The following is a 16,457-nucleotide window of genomic DNA, read 5'->3' as shown; positions in this document are numbered from 1 at the left end:
ACCGCCGCCGGTCCACCCTCGGGGGCGCGCGGCCTGGGCACGGCGCCCCGGGCGGTCAGGTCCAGGTCGAGGCGTCTGTATATGTCCAGCTCGAACCGGCCGTAGGGATCCACATGGGTCCAGAACAGCGGGGAGATGTCCGTTCGCCGTAGCTCTACGGGAACAGGGCCTCCTCGCAGGGACCGTGGCCAGGCCCGGTTCATCGCCTGCACCCCGCCGCGCGGCGGCTCCCGGCCGACCGCCGAGCCGGTCAGGAGGCCCGGGCCAGGGCGAGGACGACGTTGTGTCCGCCGAAGCCGAAGGAGTGGCTGACGGCGATACGGACGTCCTGGCGGCGGGGCTCCTTGGTGACGCAGTCGATGTCGAACCCCGCAGCGGGCGCGTCCAGGTTCGCGATCGGGGGCACCGTGCCGTGCTGAAGGGTGAGCACGGTCAGCGCCGCCTCCACGGCGCCCGCCGCGCCCAGGCTGTGGCCGAGCACGCCCTTGGGCGCGGTGACACTCGGGCGGTGCGGCAGCACCCGGGCGATCAGGGCCGACTCGGCGGCGTCGTTGGCCGGTGTGGAGGTGCCGTGGGCGTTGACGTGCTCGACGTCGTGCGGAGCCAGACCCGCGTCCGCCAGGGCGGTGCGCAGGGCCGCCTCCGCGCCCCGGCCGTCCGGGGCGGGCGCGGTGGGGTGGTGGGCGTCCGAGGTGCTGCCGCAGCCCACCAGCAGGGCGCGGACGCGGGCACCACGGGTGGCCGCGTCCGCGGCCCGCTCCAGTACGAGGACGCCGGCGCCCTCCGCCATGACGAAACCGTCCCGGTCGGCGGCGAAGGGCCGGGACGCGCCGGTGACCGCGTCGGTACGCCGGGACAGCGCGCCGGCGCGCCAGAAGCCCGCGGTGGCCAGCGGGGTGACGGCGGCTTCCGTGGCTCCGGCCACCGCGACGTCGCACCGGCCGGCGGCGAGGAGGTCGCGGGCGACGGCGACGGCGGTGGCGCCGGAGGCACAGGCGGTGGCCGGGGCGAGGCCGGGGCCGCGGGCCCCGAGGTCGATGGAGACCTCCCCGGCCGCCATGTTCGGGATGACCTGCGGGATGGTGAGCGCGGAGACCATGTCGGCACCCCGTTCCGCCAGCCGCCTGGCCTGTTCCTCGCGCACCGCGTCCGCGCCCAGCCCGCAGCCGATGACGACGGCGACCCGGTCGCCGTCCCACGTCCGGGCGTCGAGGCCGGCGTCGTGCACCGCCTCGCGGGCGGCGAGCACCGCCAGCACGGCGTTGCGTGACATGCGCCAGGCGGTGCGGCCGACCCGCCGGTCCAGCTCGTCGCGGCCCAGCGGGACGCGGCAGGAGAAGTCCACGGGGAGGCCGGCCAGCGCCGGGTCGTGCGCGGCCGCGGTGCCCGCACCGCGGCGGACCGTGTCCCAGGTGGCGCCGGTGTCCGCCCCGGCGGGGGTGATCAGGCCGAGGCCGGTGACGGCGACGGGCTCGGTCACGAGGGGGTCACCGCCCCGGTGCCGCTCGCGCGCAACGTGTCGAGGCGGTCGACGAGCTGCCCGACGGTCGTGCTCCGGGAGGCGTCCGCGCTGTCGACCTTCACCCCGAAGCGCTCGTGCACGATGAGCACCAGCTCCGTCAGGGCCAGGGAGTCCAGGTCCAGTTGCTCCAGCGTGAGGCCGGGCCGGATCTCGTCCTCGGGGATACGGAAGGCGCTGCTCAGGATGGTCCGGATGGTGTCGTAGGTGTCCGGCACGGTGTCTCCTCGCTGTCGTTCGGGGTGGAGCGGGTCAGCTCCGCGATGCCGGCGTCGAATCCGACCGGCGGCGCGAAGCCCAGGTCGCGGCGGGCCGCGGTGAGGTCGAAGTAGTGCGGATGCAGCAGCTCCGCGACCAGGAAGCGGCTCAGGGCGTGGGTGCGGGTGCTGCGTGCCGCGCGCAGGAGCGTGTCGCCGACCGCGGCCCCCGCGGTGGCGAGCCGGGGCGGTACGGCGCACCAGCGGGCGTCGATGCCGGCGGCCCGCAGGAAGTGCCGGGTGGTCTCGCGCAGCGGACGCGGGTCGTCCTGACCGATGAAGTAGGCGCGGCCGCCCGCCGTCGTCGGTGACTGCCGCAGACTGTCCAGGGCGAGCAGATGGGCGTGGGCGGCGGTACGGACATGGGTGGTGTCGACGAGGTTGCCGCCGTCACCGGGCATCAGCAGGCGGCCGGCCCGCACGGTGCGCGCGAGAGCGGGGGCGAAATGGGGGTCGCCGGGTCCCCAGATGATGTGGGGGCGCAGCGAGACGGTGGCCAGCTCCGGGCCGTGGGCCGCCAGCACCAGGGCCTCGGCGCGGGCCTTGGTGGCGGGGTAGGCGGCCAGGTGACGGGGAGCGGTGGGAAGGCTCTCGGTGACACCCTCCAGGCCGCCGGGCCGGAAGGCGACGCTGGCGGTCGAGGTGTAGAGGAGTGTGCGCACCCCGTGGGCGCGGCACTGCTCGACCACATGGCGGGTGCCGACGACGTTGGTGGCCCAGTAGGGCCGCGGAGGGCCGCTGACGCCGGCCAGGGCGGCGTTGTGGATGACGGCGTCGCACCCGGCGACGGCACGGGAGACCACGGCGGCGTCGGTGAGGTCGCCCAGGTGCTGGTGGACGCCCAGTCGTTCCAGCGCCTTGCTCGGGCGCCGGTTGAGGGAGGAGGCGACGTCGCCGCGTGCGCTCAGCCGACGGCAGATCTCCAGACCCAGGAAGCCGCTTCCTCCGGTGACCAGCACCTTCATCGAACCCTCCCGCGCAGGCGCTTGGCGGCCCAGCCGGCCAGTCGCATGCGGTCGATCTTGGAGTTGTGCCGGGGGTCGGTGGGGAAGGCGGTACGGATCAGCACGGCGCCGACACGGTGCCCGTCCGGGTGGTCCTTCAGAACGGCGCGGACAGCCTCCAGGGCCAGGGCGCGGGGAGCGGAGGGCAGGGGTTCCACGCAGAGCACGGGCAGTTGGCACACGGCCGTGCCGACGCCGACGAGGGCGGTGCGCCGGACGCCGGGGGCGGTGTCCGCCGCGGCCTCGACGTCCTCGGTGGTCAGGGTGAAGCCGGTGCCGGTGATCAGGTGGGCCTTGCGGCCCAGGAACCACAGCCGGCCCTCGTCGTCGAGCCGGCCCAGGTCCCCGGTGCGGTGCAGTACGCCGTGGTCGGTGTCGCTCTTGGTGAGGGCGTCGGCGTCGGGACGCGCGTGGTAGGCGGGGCTGACGGTGGGGCCGGTGACGGCGATCTCACCGAGCCCGGTGGCGTCGGCGTCCAGGATCCGCGCGCGGATGCCGGGCAGCGGCCGGCCCAGGCAGGTGCCCGAGTGCCCGGCGGGCGGCGCGGTGCGCGAGGCCCGCAGGCAGTGGTCATCGATCGCGGACACGGGCAGGCACTCCGTGGCGCCGTACACGCTGAGGATCTCGGCGTCGTCCGGCACGGCCTCGCGCAGGGCGTCGGCGAGACCGACGCGCAGCGGGGCGCCGAAGGAGAGGACCTGCCGGACCGAGGGCAGGGTGATGCCGTGGCGGGCGCAGTGCCGGGCGATCAGGGTGAGGACGGCGGGGGAGGCCAGGACGATGCTCGCCCGGTGTTCCCGAAGGGGACCGACGACTTCCTCCGGCGGGGTGCGGGCCGGGGCCAGATGGTTCACCGCCGGGACGACGGTGGCCGGGCCCAGCAGCGGACCGAGCAGCGCGACCGGCAGGAATCCGGCCAGGAGCACGTCGTCGGGCCGAGGATTCATCAGCGTCGCCAGAGCGTCGAGCTGCCCGGCCAGGGTGGAGTGGCGGTACTCCGCGCCCTTCGGCCGTCCCGTGGAGCCGGACGTGAAGGCGATGAGGGCCGGTTCGTCGCCGTCGGGCTCACGCACCTGCGGGGGCGAGGCGTCGCCGGCCGGTGCCCGGGTGACCAGCCGCCGCCCCACGGGGAGCGGCGCGGAACCGGTGACCAGGGCCGTCCCGACGTGGGGGCGGCCCCACCCCAGCACCCGGCGTCCCAGGTGGGCCAGCGGCTCCCCGACGAAGACGTCCGGGGCGACGTCCTGAAGGCAGCGGCCCACCTCGGCGCGCGGTTCGATCAGCACGGGTACGGCGCCGACCAGGACCAGTGCGTACGAGACGGCGGTGAGGTCGTGGGCGTCGCGGGTCATCACGACGGCCTTGTGACCGGGCCGGACCCCCGCGTCGCGCAGGTCCTGGGCGATGCGGCGGCAGTGGCGCACCAGCTCGCCGCGCCGGGTCGTCCGCGAGCTTCCCCTGCGGCTTTCCACGAGGGCGACGGCGTCCGGCCGCTCGGCGAGGCGCCCGGCGATGTCCGCGGTGGTCGTGGTCATGGGGCTCCCTCGAGGAAGTCGCGGATGTGGTCGGCCAGTTCGGCCGCGGCGTCCTCCATGACGAAGTGCCCGGCCTCGGGGAAGCGGTGGATGACGGCTTGCGGGCACCGGCGCGCCCACTCCTGAAGCAGGTGCGGAGTGAACACGGGATCGCGCATGCCCCACCCGATGAGCAGGGGCAGGTCCGCCAAGCCGGCCCCATGGCCGGGGGGCTCGAGCAGGTGCCACGCGGGGTCCGCGGGGCCGCGGGGGATCGCGCGTACGGCGTCGGTGACCGCCCGGCGCTCCGCGCGGCGGGCGTAGGGCCGCAGGTAGGCCCGCCGCTCGCCCGGGAGCAGCGGATGGTGGACCCCGGCCCGTACGGCGACGCGGGCGAAGGCGTTGGTGGCGTGGACGAACGCGGCGACCGGCCGGTGGTCCCGGATCCAGCGCAGGTAGAACGGCAGCCGGAAACCGTCCGGGAAGGGGAAGGCCACGGTGTTGCAGACGACCAGCCGGTCCACGACGCCCGGGTTGCGCAGCGCCCAGGCGGTTCCGAGCGGGCCGCCCCAGTCGTGCAGGACGAACGTCCAGCCCCGCTCGGGCAGGCCCTCGTTCCGCACCAGGTGACGGTGGAGGCTGTCCAGGCCTTCCAGCTGAGCCTCGTAGGGGTCGGGCACCCCGTCCGCCGGCCGCAGGTGCCGGGACAGCCCGAAGCCCGGCAGGTCGGGGGCGAGACAGCGGGCGTGCGGGGCGAGCCGGTGCAGCAGCTTGCGCCAGACGTAGCTCCACGACGGGTTGCCGTGCAGGAACAGCACCGGCCGGCCGGAGCCGAGGTCGAGGTAGTGCTGGCCGGTGACCGGCACCCGTCGCCAGTACCGGGGCGCGGGATAGCCCGGCATCAGCCGTTCCAGTGCGGCGGAATCCGGTGCCGGGGCCTGCCCCGCTCGCGCGGTCACCACCGGACGAGCGCCAGACCGAAGCTGAAGCCACTGGCCAGACCGATCATGGCCACCAGATCCCCGCTCTCGATGCGGTCGGCCTCCCGAGCCTTGACCAGTTGCAGGGGCAGGGAGGCCGCCGCGCAGTTCCCGTGTTCGGCCACCGCGGGCATGCATCGGTCCTCGGGCAGGGAGAAGGTGTCGATCACCTCGCGGTACTGCGGCACGGCGATCTGGTGGAAGGCGATGAAGGACAAGGCGCCGGACTGCGCGGCCCGGAGTTCGTCCCCGGCGGTGTCCATGATCCGGGGGAGCACGTCGAGGGCGCTCTGCCGCAGGTCCCCGTTCAGGCGCAGGGTGGTGTGGTCGTCGTGGACGGAGAGGTGGTGCATGCTGCCGCCGCCGGCCACCGTGCAGGCCTCCCAGGCGGGCGAGTTGCTGACGAACCGGAGGGACAGGATGCCGGGATCGCCGTCGCCCGCGGGGCCGGCGGTGAGCACCATCGCGGCACCGGCGTCCGAGGCCGTGTAGCCGGGCAGGGCCCTGAGCAGGTCCTCCCGGTGGGGGAGGTGCCAGCGGGTGGCCAGGGTGGAGGGTTCGCCGCAGGCGATGAGGACCGTGCCGTAGCGGCCGGTCTCGATGAACGACGCGGCCACCTCCATGCCGTTGAGGAAGCTGTTGCAGGCGTTCTTGACGTCGAACACCGGGCAGGAGGCGCCCAGTTTGGTGGCCACGAGGTGGGCGGTCGCGGGTTCGATCAGGTCCTGCGAGGTCGAGGCGAACAGCAGCAGGTCCACGTCGCCGATCTTCAGACCGGCTTCGTCGAGCGCGCTGCGGGCCGCCGCCACGGCGAGGTCGGAGGCGTTCTCGCCGTCCTCGTGGACGTGGACCCCGCGCACACCGGTCAGATCCTCCAGCAGACCGGGCGGCGGGGCGTAACCACCCGTCTCGGTGATCTTGACACGGATTTCGTCCAAGGTCCGGTAACGGGACGGAAGATGAGTGGAGACGGCGGCGATACGGGCACGGATGGCTTCGGGCACCGGGTCACCGTAGCCGGTGCGAAACCGTCATGGCGTATGTGTCGTGACGTTCACTACAACGAGTGCTGTGTCCGGGATTCCTCCCTTGGTTGCCCGCTCCATCCTCTTCAATCCGCACGAAGGTGCAGCGAATCGGCGTGAAGGGGCGGGGACTTGGCGATGCAGCAGCTTGAACGGGCCGTGGCGGTGGTGGGCGTGGGGTGCCGGCTTCCCGGAGGCATCACCGATCTGGACGGCCTGTGGGCCGTGCTGCGCGACGGGCGCGACGTGGTCGGCGAGATGCCCGCCGACCGGCTGCCCCGCGACCGGACCGTCGACCCGGGAGGCGTGCGGCCGGGCCGCAGCTACACCGCCGCCGGCGGTTTCCTCGAGGACGTCGCCTCGTTCGACGCCGCCTACTTCGGCATGTCACCCGCGGAGGCCCGGCACATCGACCCGCAACAGCGGCTGCTGCTGGAGATGGCCGCCGAGGCGCTGGACGACGCCGCCATCCCCGCCGAGTCACTGGCCGGATCGGACACCTGCGTGTACGTGGGCGTCTCCGACCCCGGATACGGCGTGCACCTGTCCATGATGCAGGACCACACGAGCCCGCACACCATGCCCGGCGCCACCCTGTCCATCACGGCGAACCGGATGTCGTACGCCTTCGACCTGCGCGGGCCGAGCATGGCGGTGGACACGGCCTGCTCCTCCGCCCTGGTCGCCCTGGACCGGGCCTGCCGCACCCTGCGCGAGGGCCCGGGCCGCGTCGCCCTGGTCGGCGGCGTCAACGTGCTGTGCAGCCCCTACTCCTTCGCCGGATTCTCCTACGCGGGCATGCTGTCGCGCCGCGGACGCTGCGCGGCGTTCTCCGCCGACGCCGACGGGTTCGTCCGCGCGGAGGGCGGCGCGGTGCTCGTCCTCAAGCGCCTCACGGACGCGGTGGCGGACGGCGACCGCGTCCACGCCGTACTGGCCGCCACCGGCAACAACACCGACGGCCGCAGCACCGGGATGATCGTGCCCAGCGCCGAGACCCAGGAGGCGCTGCTGCACACGGTCTACGCGGAGGCCGGGGTCGACGCGGACGACCTGGTGTACGTCGAGGCCCACGGCACCGGCACCCAGGCCGGCGACCCGGCGGAGGCCGAGGCCATCGGCCGGGCCCTGGGCCGGCGCCGCAGCCGCGGACCGCTGCCGATCGGCTCGGTGAAGACGAACATCGGCCACCTGGAACCCGCCGCCGGAATGGCCGGCCTGCTCAAGGCGATCCTGGTCCTGCGCCACCGGCTGGTACCGGCGTCCCTGCACGCCCTTCCCCTCAACCCCCGCATCGACTTCGACGGCCTGGGACTGGCCCCCGCCGTCGACCCGGTCCCGCTGGACCCGGGGCAGAGAGCGGCCGTCGGAGTGAGCGCCTTCGGCTTCGGCGGAGCCAACGCCCACGCCGTCGTCCTCCGGCCGCCCGCCGTCCGGCGGCCCGAGCCGGATCCGGTGCCGGCCGGGCGCCCGCTGCCGCTCGTCGTCTCCGCCCGGTCCGCCAAGGCGCTGCAGCAGATGACCGCCCGTATGGCGGAACGACTGCGGAACACCGACCCGGCGGACTTCTACGACGTGGCCCACACCAGCACCGTACGGCGCACCGCGCACCCGCACCGTGCCGCCGTGCTGGCCGCCGACCCGCGGGAGGCCGCCCGGCAGCTGGACCGGCTGACGGCCGCGGAGCCCGCGAGCGGGGCCGTGGTGCGTGCCGGCGAGCGGGACGGGGTCGCATTCGTGTTCTCCGGCAACGCCTCCCAGTGGCCGGGCATGGCCGCCGACCTGCTGCGGGGCGAACCGGTTTTCCGCGGGGCCGTCCAGGAGGCCGACGCGGCCCTCGCACCCCACCTGGGCTGGTCGGTGGCCAAGGAACTGGCCCACCCGTCCCCCCGGAAGTGGCAGCGCACCGAGGTGGCCCAGCCCGCCCTCTTCGCCGTTCAGGTGGGCCTCACCGCGCTGCTCGCCTCGCACGGGGTGCGCCCGCGGGCGGTGACCGGGCACAGCGTCGGCGAGGTCGCCGCCGCCCTCGCCGCCGGAGTCCTCACCCTGGAACAGGCCGCGCTGGTGATCGCCGAACGCAGCCGCACCCAGGGCACCACGGCGGGCCGGGGCCGGATGGCCGCCGTCGGCCTGCCCGAGGCACAGGCACGCGAGGAACTGCTCCGCCACGACGGCGCACTGGAGATCGCGGGGATCAACAGCGACCGGGACGTGACCGTCGCCGGGGACGCCGACGCGCTCACGGCCTGGGGAGCCGAACTGACCGGCCGCGGCGTCTTCTTCCGCGATCTGGACCTCGACTACGCCTTCCACAGCCGGGTCATGGACCCCATCAGGAAGCCGCTGCTCGACGCCCTCGACGGTCTCGAACCCGCCCCGGCCCGCGTTCCGTTCGTCTCCACCCTCACCGGCACACCGCTGGACGGACCCGAACTCGACGCCGCGTACTGGTGGCGCAACGTCCGTGAACCCGTACGGTTCGCCGAGGCCGCCACCCACCTCGCCACCGAGCACGCCGGCGTCCTGGTCGAGATCGGACCCCATCCGGTACTGCGCCCCTATCTGCGCCACACCGGTGCCCGCTGCGTCCCCACCCTGCGCCGCGACGGGGACGGCCTCCGCGAGACCGCGGCGGCCGTCGCCGCCGTACTCGCCGCCGACACCGGGACCGACTGGCGGCACCACTTCCCCCGCCCCGGCCGGGTGGTCGACCTGCCCGCCTACGCGTGGCAGCACGAGCGGCACTGGCACGGCACCGCGCAGGACCTGGTCACGCGCACCAGCGGCAGCGGTCTGCTGGACCATCCGCTGGTGGGCGAGCGGATGCCCGCCCCGCACCCCGTGTGGCACGGCACCGTCGAGCCGCAACTGGTGCCCTGGCTGGGCGACCACAGGATCGGCAGCGACGTCCTCATGCCGGCCGCCGCCTACGTGGAGATGGCCCTGAGCGCCGGCCGCCGGGCCATGGACCGCCCGGTCGAGGTACGGCACCTGGAGATCGGCCGCCCGCTGTCCCTGCGGTGGCCGGACCCGACGCCGGTCGCCCTGCAGACCGCGGTCACCCCCGACGACGGCGCCGTCACCATCAGCGTCCGCGAGGAAAACGGCGGTGAGTGCCTGCCCGTGGTCCGCGCACAGGTCCGTAGCCTGCTCGGCTCGGCACCGGCCCCGCTCGACGTCGTCGCGCTCCGGGCACGCTGCGCCCAGAGCGTCGACGGCCCGGGCTTCTACCGCATGTGCCACCGCATCGGTCTGCACTGCGGCCCGGACTTCCAGCTCATCGACCGCGTCGACACCGGCGACGCGGAGGCGCTGGTCAGCTACCGGCTGGCGCACCCCGCCGACGCCTACACCGCCCACCCGGTCCTGATCGACGCGCCGTTGCAGGCCACCGTGGCCCTCGCCGAGGCGCAGGGGGAGTCCGCCGCGTTCCTCCCGACCGTGTTCGGAGCCGTACGCGTGTGGCGCACCCCCGCGCCCGCCGGCGTCGTACATCTGCGCCGCCGCAGCCGCAGCGCCAACGAGATGTGCTGGGACATCACCTACGCCGACCCCGACGGCACGGTCACCGTCGAGATCGACGGCTGCCGCACCCGCCGGGCACACCTGTCCGAACACACCCCGTTGACCGTCCAGCGCACCGTCCTGAGGGCCGCCCCCCACCCGGACGCCGCCGCCCCGCCCTCTCCCCTGCCCACGCCCACCGAGGTGGCATCCGCGGCCGAGCCGCGCGTCGCCGCCGCCCGCACCGCCCTGGACGACGACGGCCACCGCCGGTTCACCGCGGCCGCCGAGCAGGCCGGCGCCCATTGCTGGGCCGGGACACTGCGCGGTCTGCTCGCCGACCCGACGGCCCCGTTCTCGATGGACGACCTGGTGGCCGGGGGCCTCCAGCCCCGGCACCGTCGGCTCGCCCGGCTGATGCTGCCCCTGCTGGCCGAGCACGGTCTCGCCCGGCCGGCAGGGCAGACCTGGCGGCTCACCGGCGCGCAGACGCACGCCGAGGCCCTGCTGCGCGGCCTGGTCGAGGACCACCCCGCGTACGGCGCCGAGACACTGCTCCTCAACCGGCACCTGCGCCGGCTGCCCGACGTGGTACGAGGACACGCCGACGCACGTGAACTCCTGCCGGCCGGGGACAGCGCCTACGAGCAACTCCACGAGTCCGGCCCCGCCCACCGCTTCGCCCACCGTGCCGTACAGGCCCTGCTCGCTGACATCGTCGCCCGCTGGCCGGCCGACCGCCCACTGCGCGTCCTGGAGTTCGGCGCGAACACCACCGCCCTGACGGCCGCCGTCCTGCCCGTGCTGCCGGCCGACCGGACCCGCTACACCTGCACGGCAACCACCGGCAGCACCGTCACCCGCGCCGAACACCGCTTCGCGTCCCACGACTTCGTCGACCACCGCGTTCTGAACCCGAACGCCGACCCGGCCGACCAGGGCCTGCCCCGAGGCGGATTCGACCTCGTCCTCGCGGGCGACGCCCTGCACACCACCAACGACCTGGCCGCGACCCTGCGCCGACTGCACGGCCTGCTGGCCCCCGGCGGACACCTGCTGGCCACCGAACCGCACCACGCCCCGCTCCAGGCCCTGCTGTACGGCACGCTGAACGACTTCTGGGAGCGCGGGGACCACACCCTGCGTCCCGTGTCCCGCATCCTCGCCCGGGACCGGTGGGCCCCGCTGCTGCACCGGTGCGGCTTCTCCGGTGTGGTGCAGACCGGGCCCGCGGACCGCTCCGTCCTCCTCGCCGCGGCGGACCACGGCCAGGCGACGGCCACCACCGGGACGGCGCGGCCGGCTCCGGGCACCACCTGGGTGATCGCCGTCGAGGACGGAACCGAGACGCCGACCGCGCGAGCTCTGGCCGCCCGCCTCGGCAAGGCCACGGTGATCACCGCGCCCGACGAGGCCGCCGCCTGGAGTGCGGCCCTGCCCACGGACCCCGATCCGCGCATCGTCCTGCTGCTCGCCGCACCCGGCCCGCACGAGACCGTCACGCGGACCACCCGCCGCGCGGCCCTCCTGCGCTCCCTGGCCACCGCCTGCGACGGCCTGAAGGGCGGAACCGGCCCCCGGGTATGGCTCGTCACCCGCCCGACCGGCCTCTTCCCGGCCCCGGAGCAGCCGACGCACCCGGTGGACGCGGCCGTCTGGGCGGCCTGCCGCACCTTCGCCAACGAGCGCCCGGACCTGTGCCTGCGCCGCCTGTCCTGCCACCGCACCGGTGACGCCGGCACCGACGCCCGCCGCCTGGCCGACGAACTCCTCGCGCCCGACGACGACGACCGGAGCGCTCGGGAGGACGAGGTCATTCTGACCCCACGGGGCCGGTTCGTGCCCCGGCACGTGCAGCACCCGGCGGACGAGCCCCCGGGCGTCCCCGCCGGTACGCCGTTCATCCTGGAAGCCCGCGAACCGGGCCTGCACCGGCGGCTCGTCTGGCGGCAGGCGGACGCCCCCGAGCCGGGACCGGGCGAGGTGGTCCTGGAGATGCGGGCCGTGGCCCTGAACTACCGCGACCCCATGCGGGCCAACGGCCTGCTGCCGCCCGAAGCCGTGGAGAACAGTCCACTCGGCCGCGGACTGGGCACCGACGGTGCCGGCATCGTGCGTGCCGTGGGAGCGGGGGTGGAGGACCTGAAGCCCGGCGACCGGGTCTGCGGCCTCGTGCCCGCCGCACTCGCCTCGCACGCCACGACCCCAACCCTTGCCGTCGTCCGCGTTCCCGACGACATGAGCCTCACGGAGGCGGCGACCTTCCCCGTCGCCTTCCTGACCGTCCACCAGACCCTGGTCCACCAGGCCCGACTCGGTGCCGGGGAGACCGTACTCGTCCACGGCGGAGCCGGAGCGGTGGGCCTGGCCGTCCTGCAGTGCGCCCGCCGGCAGGGCGCCCGCGTCATCGCCACCGCCGGCACGGAGACCAAACGGGACCTGCTGCGCACGCTCGGCGTCGAGCACGTACTCGACTCCCGCAGCCTGGACTTCGCCCCCCGGGTACGAGAGCTGACCGGCGGTCAGGGCGTGGACGTCGTGGTGAACTCGCTCAGCGGCGAGGCCATCGCCCAGGGCCTGGACCTCCTGCGCCCCAACGGCCGCTTCATCGAACTCGGCAAGAGGGACATCTTCCTCAACAACCCGATCACGCTGCGCCCCTTCCACCGCAGTCTCACCTTCATCGGCTTCAACCTCGACACCGTCCTGGAAGACCCGGCCCTGCGCACCCGGCTCGTCGAGGACTTCGACGCGGCGATCGGCTCCCGCACCTACCGGCCCCTGCCCCACACGGCCTATCCCGCCGCCCGTGTCGACGAGGCCTTCCACCTCCTGCAGCACTCCCGGCACACCGGCAAGGTCGTCGTCACCTTCGACCCCCTGGACGAACCCGTCCCCGTCGAACCCGCACCCGGCTCCCTCCGCCTCGACGGCGAGGGCACCTACCTGATCACCGGTGGACTGAGCGGGCTCGGCGCCGCCACCGCCCACCTGCTGGCCGACCGCGGAGCCCGGCACCTGGCCCTGCTCTCCCGCGGCGGACCCGACGCCCCCGGTGCGCACACCCTGCTCCGGGAACTCACCGACCGCGGTGTGCAGGCCACCGCACACGCCGCCGACGTCACCGACGAAGCGGCGCTGCGCCGGGTCCTCGACGCCGTGGACGCCACCGGGCACGCCCTGCGGGGCGTCGTGCACGCGGCGATGCACATGGACGACGCGGTGCTGTCCGACCTCACCGACGACCGGTTCGCCGCCGTACTGGCGCCCAAGGCGGCGGGCGCTGCCCTGCTGGACCGCCTCACCGCCGACCGCGACCTGGACCTGTTCCTCGGGTACTCGTCCGTCTCCGCCGGCATCGGAAACCCGGGACAGTCCGCCTACGCGGCGGCCAACGCCTACCTGGAGGCCCTGACCCGGGCCCGGCGCGGCTCCGGCCGGCCGGGTACGGCGCTGGCCTGGGGGCCGATCGGCGAAACCGGCTACGTCGCCCGCAGCGGCATGGAGGCCACCATGGCCGGACGCGGCCTCGAACTGCTCACCCCCGCCGAGGTCCTGACCACCGCCGACCACCTTCTGGCCGCAGGCACCGACGTCGCCGGAGCGGGCCGTTACCGCTGGGGGACCGCACGCCATCTGCTGCCTGCCCTGGCCACCCCCCGGTTCGCCCCGCTGGTGCCGGTGTCCTCCGCGGCATCCCCGGACGCCCGCAACGAGCTGCTGAACGCGCTGGCGGACCTCCCGGCGGACGAGGCACTGCGCAGGATCACCGACGCGATCACCCAGCTCCTCGCCGGTGTCCTGCAGACCGACCCGGCCGATCTCGAGCCCACGGTCAACGTCACCGACTTCGGACTGGACTCACTGCTGGGGATGCAGTTCCTGATGCAGGCCCGGGACCTTTTCGACATCCGCCTCGGACCGGCCGACCTGGCCACGGGACGCACCCTGGGCCACTTCGCCCGTCTGGTCCACCAGCGGCTGGACCTGAGCGCCCACGAGCGGCAGTAGGCGCAAGGCGGGCGTCCGCCGTGCCGGACACTCCGGTGCGGCGGACGCCCCCGGTGCGGCGGGCACGTTCCTTCCCGGTCCGCTGGGCCCTGTGCGGCTGTCCGCGGTGTTGCGACGCACGCCTCCGGGCTCCCGAGGGCAACGATCAAGGGCCTCAGAGGCGCGCACAGCGGTGTGCAGCGGTTCGAGCGGCGGTGGACGCCCTGAACTCCGGCAACGGCTTCAGTCCCAGTACGTCTCGTGGGTCAGCCGCTCGCCCTGTCCGTCGAAGGTGTCGACGGACGCGATGGTCTCCCCGTCGGCGACGGGCAGGGCGAACGCACGGTAGGAAGTACCGGGCAGCGTCACCACCTGCGCCGTGCGGACCGTGCCGCCGTCCAGGGTGAGCCGGGCCGTGGCCGTTCCCGAGGCGGGGTTGCCGACGAAGATCCGCGTCCCGGACGCCCCCTTCCCGGACAGGCTGCGCAGCCCGGCGGCCTGGACGAAGTCGGCCTCGCCGTTCACGACGGAGCACCCCGCCCAGCGGCCTGCCTGGTGGTCGACCTGGACGCCACCGATGAAGACCCGCTGGCAGAGCAGCGAGAGGCCCGCCGGCCGGGAACCGCCGCCGGAGCCCCCCTCGGCGTCGCGGTCGGCCCTGTCACCGGCGTCCGTGTCGGCGTCCGTGTCGGCGTCGGTGTCGGTGTCGGTGTCGGTGTCGGTGTCGGTGTCGGTGTCGGTGTCGGTGTCGGTGTCGGTGTCGGTGTCGGTGTCGGTGTCGGCGTCGGTGTCGGCGTCCGTGCCGGTGCCGGTGTCGACGTCGCCGTCGGTGGAGGGAAAGTCGTCCGGCACGTCCGGATAGAACGTCAGCGTCACCGACCACTCCTTGCCGTCGATGTCGCCGGAGCGGACCACCCGGCTGCGTTCTCCGCCGTCCAGTGTGTCGGGGACCGGTGAGACGGAGGGGGACGAGGCCGCGGGGCGCGGACCGTCGTCCTGCGGCGGGCCGCTCAGCAGCGGCAGGACGACGGCTGTCGTGACCGCGGTCACCAGCACCCCGGCCGTCGCGGTCACGGTGGAGCGGCGCGACCTCCGGGCCCGGGCACCGTCCAGGATGGCCTGCACGGGTGCTGGTCCGGGCGTCTTCCGTCCGGCCGCCCGGGCCAGCGCATGCCGCACATCCGGTGCGGAATCGGCGGCGTCCAGGGGGCCGGGCCGGGCCGGCACGGAAGCCCCTGAAGTGCCCGAAGTGCCTGGGTCACGAGAGGTTTCCGGTCGCCCACCGGGTGTGTGGGGGGTGGTCATGCGGCACCTCCGAGATCCGCGCGGACGTGCGCTGCCAGCGCGGGGTGGGCCCGCAGCTTGGCGAGAGCGCGGGAAGCCTGGCTCTTGACCGTGCCGGGCGTGCAGCCGAGCGTCCGTGCCACCTCGTCCGCCCCGAGATCCTCCCAGTAACGGAGGACGACCACAGCACGTTGCCGTTCGGGCAGCTCGGCCAGGGCCTCCATCAGCACGTCGCGCTCCTCCAGGCGTTCGGCCTCACCGGACCGCTGCGGACGGTCCGGAAGCAGAGGGGTGAGCAGGTGGGCGACCCGTCTGCGGCGGTGGCGGCTGCGGTTGTTGTTCACCAGCGCGCGCCGCACATAGGCGTCGGCGTCCTCCCGCCGCACCCGGTCCCACCGCGCGTACACCTTGATCAGCGTGGTTTGCACCAGATCCTCCGCCTCATGGAAATCGCCGGTCAGCATGTAGGCGGTCCTGACCAGGCGGCTCCAGTAGGCCGAGGTGAACGCCGTGAAATCGTCTTCGGCATCGCGGGCCGGTCCGATGTGCACGAAGAGTCTGTCCCTGCGGGTGTGTGTGGCGGGCAGGAGGTGCGGCCCGGTCCCCGGACGCGGACGGCATCCGGGGACCGGGGACCGGTGGGTCAGTCCCAGTACGTCTCGTGGGTCAGCCGGCTGCCCTGTCCGTCGAAGGTGTCGACGGACGCGATGGTCTCCCCGTCGGCGACGGGCAGGGCGAACGCACGGTAGGAGGTCCCCGGCAGCGTCACCACCTCGGCGGTACGGACCGTACCGCCGTCGAGCGTCAAACGGGCCGTGGCCGTGCCCGAAGCCGGGTTGCCGACGAATATCCGCGTCCCGGACGTGCCCTTGTCGGTCAGGCCGTGCAGCCCGGCGCCTTCGACGAAGTCGTCCCGACCGTCCACGACGGCGCAGCCCGCCCACGGTCCTGCCTGGTGATCGACCTGGACCCCGCCGATGAACACCCGCTGACAGAGCAGTGCGGGATCGCCGGGCCGGGAGTCACCGAAGCCGGAGGCCGGGTCGACGGAGGGGAAGTTCTCCGGCACGTCCGGATGGAACGTCAGCGTCACCGACCACTCCTTGCCGTCGATGATTCCGGAGCCGATGGTACGGGCGACGGACCGCTGTCCCTCGTCCTGCGTGTGCCGGGTCGGGTGCTGTTCGCCCTGCACGGCCGACCGCGTCTGCAGCCCCTTGCCGGACGCGTCACCGGACACCTCGTCGGCCGCCCGGGCACCGGCTACCGGTGTACTGACCACGACGGCGGCCACGCCGACGGCGACCGCGAACCTCTTGATGCTGCTGGACACGTTGCTCCTACGGGAAGTGGGGTCAATGGACCGGAGGGCGCCTCTCC

At 74.3% G+C, this 16,457-nt stretch carries 10 protein-coding genes; 1 reads left to right on the top strand and 9 read right to left on the bottom strand.

Annotation, left to right across the window (positions count from 1 at the left end):
- Positions 1-250: 250 nt before the first annotated feature.
- The 6 genes from ACVV2G_RS23705 to ACVV2G_RS23680 are packed head-to-tail and all read right to left on the bottom strand — an operon-like array spanning position 251 to position 6,278.
- A complete protein-coding gene (locus tag ACVV2G_RS23705) occupies positions 251-1,480 on the bottom strand; it encodes a beta-ketoacyl-[acyl-carrier-protein] synthase family protein (protein WP_453844762.1) in 1,230 nt (409 codons plus the stop codon).
- Entirely contained in the window at positions 1,477-1,737 is a 261-nt protein-coding gene (locus ACVV2G_RS23700) for an acyl carrier protein (RefSeq protein WP_453844761.1), read from the bottom strand. Before ACVV2G_RS23700 ends, ACVV2G_RS23705 begins: the two co-directional genes overlap by 4 nt.
- On the bottom strand, positions 1,701-2,741 hold the full coding sequence (locus tag ACVV2G_RS23695) for an NAD-dependent epimerase/dehydratase family protein (RefSeq protein WP_453844760.1): 1,041 nt from the start codon (positions 2,739-2,741) through the stop codon (positions 1,701-1,703). Before ACVV2G_RS23695 ends, ACVV2G_RS23700 begins: the two co-directional genes overlap by 37 nt.
- Positions 2,738-4,315 carry an AMP-binding protein gene (locus ACVV2G_RS23690; protein ID WP_453844759.1) on the bottom strand — a complete coding sequence of 526 codons (1,578 nt, stop codon included), beginning with the start codon at positions 4,313-4,315 and terminating at the stop codon, positions 2,738-2,740. Before ACVV2G_RS23690 ends, ACVV2G_RS23695 begins: the two co-directional genes overlap by 4 nt.
- Positions 4,312-5,253, bottom strand: a complete 942-nt coding sequence (locus ACVV2G_RS23685; protein WP_453844758.1) for an alpha/beta fold hydrolase — start codon at positions 5,251-5,253, stop codon at positions 4,312-4,314. The genes ACVV2G_RS23690 and ACVV2G_RS23685 overlap by 4 nt, the downstream gene beginning before the upstream one ends.
- Positions 5,250-6,278: a 3-oxoacyl-ACP synthase III family protein gene (locus ACVV2G_RS23680; RefSeq protein WP_453844757.1), complete on the bottom strand. Its 1,029-nt coding sequence runs from the start codon at positions 6,276-6,278 to the stop codon at positions 5,250-5,252. The genes ACVV2G_RS23685 and ACVV2G_RS23680 overlap by 4 nt, the downstream gene beginning before the upstream one ends.
- 159 nt (positions 6,279-6,437) lie before the next feature.
- On the opposite strand from ACVV2G_RS23680, the gene ACVV2G_RS23675 reads away from it, so the two are divergent.
- Positions 6,438-13,814 (top strand): SDR family NAD(P)-dependent oxidoreductase, encoded by a 7,377-nt coding sequence (locus ACVV2G_RS23675; RefSeq protein WP_453844756.1) that lies wholly within the window; start codon positions 6,438-6,440, stop codon positions 13,812-13,814.
- A gap of 222 nt (positions 13,815-14,036) precedes the next feature.
- Here ACVV2G_RS23675 and ACVV2G_RS23670 read toward each other — a convergent pair whose 3' ends face one another.
- The 3 genes from ACVV2G_RS23670 to ACVV2G_RS23660 all read right to left on the bottom strand — a co-directional run bounded on the left by ACVV2G_RS23670 (position 14,037) and on the right by ACVV2G_RS23660 (position 16,410).
- On the bottom strand, positions 14,037-14,918 hold the full coding sequence (locus tag ACVV2G_RS23670) for a hypothetical protein (protein ID WP_453844755.1): 882 nt from the start codon (positions 14,916-14,918) through the stop codon (positions 14,037-14,039).
- A gap of 176 nt (positions 14,919-15,094) precedes the next feature.
- Complete coding sequence (locus ACVV2G_RS23665) at positions 15,095-15,628, bottom strand: SigE family RNA polymerase sigma factor (protein ID WP_453844754.1); 534 nt, start codon at positions 15,626-15,628, stop codon at positions 15,095-15,097.
- 92 nt (positions 15,629-15,720) lie between these two features.
- The gene (locus ACVV2G_RS23660) at positions 15,721-16,410 is read right to left on the bottom strand and encodes a hypothetical protein (protein ID WP_453844753.1); all 690 of its coding nucleotides are present in this window, start codon (positions 16,408-16,410) and stop codon (positions 15,721-15,723) included.
- Positions 16,411-16,457 lie beyond the last annotated feature (47 nt).

The sequence above is a fragment of the Streptomyces sp. JK94 genome (assembly GCF_053613315.1).
The sequence above is the reverse complement of the archived record's forward strand: the minus strand, read 5'-3'. Positions and strand labels throughout refer to the sequence as shown.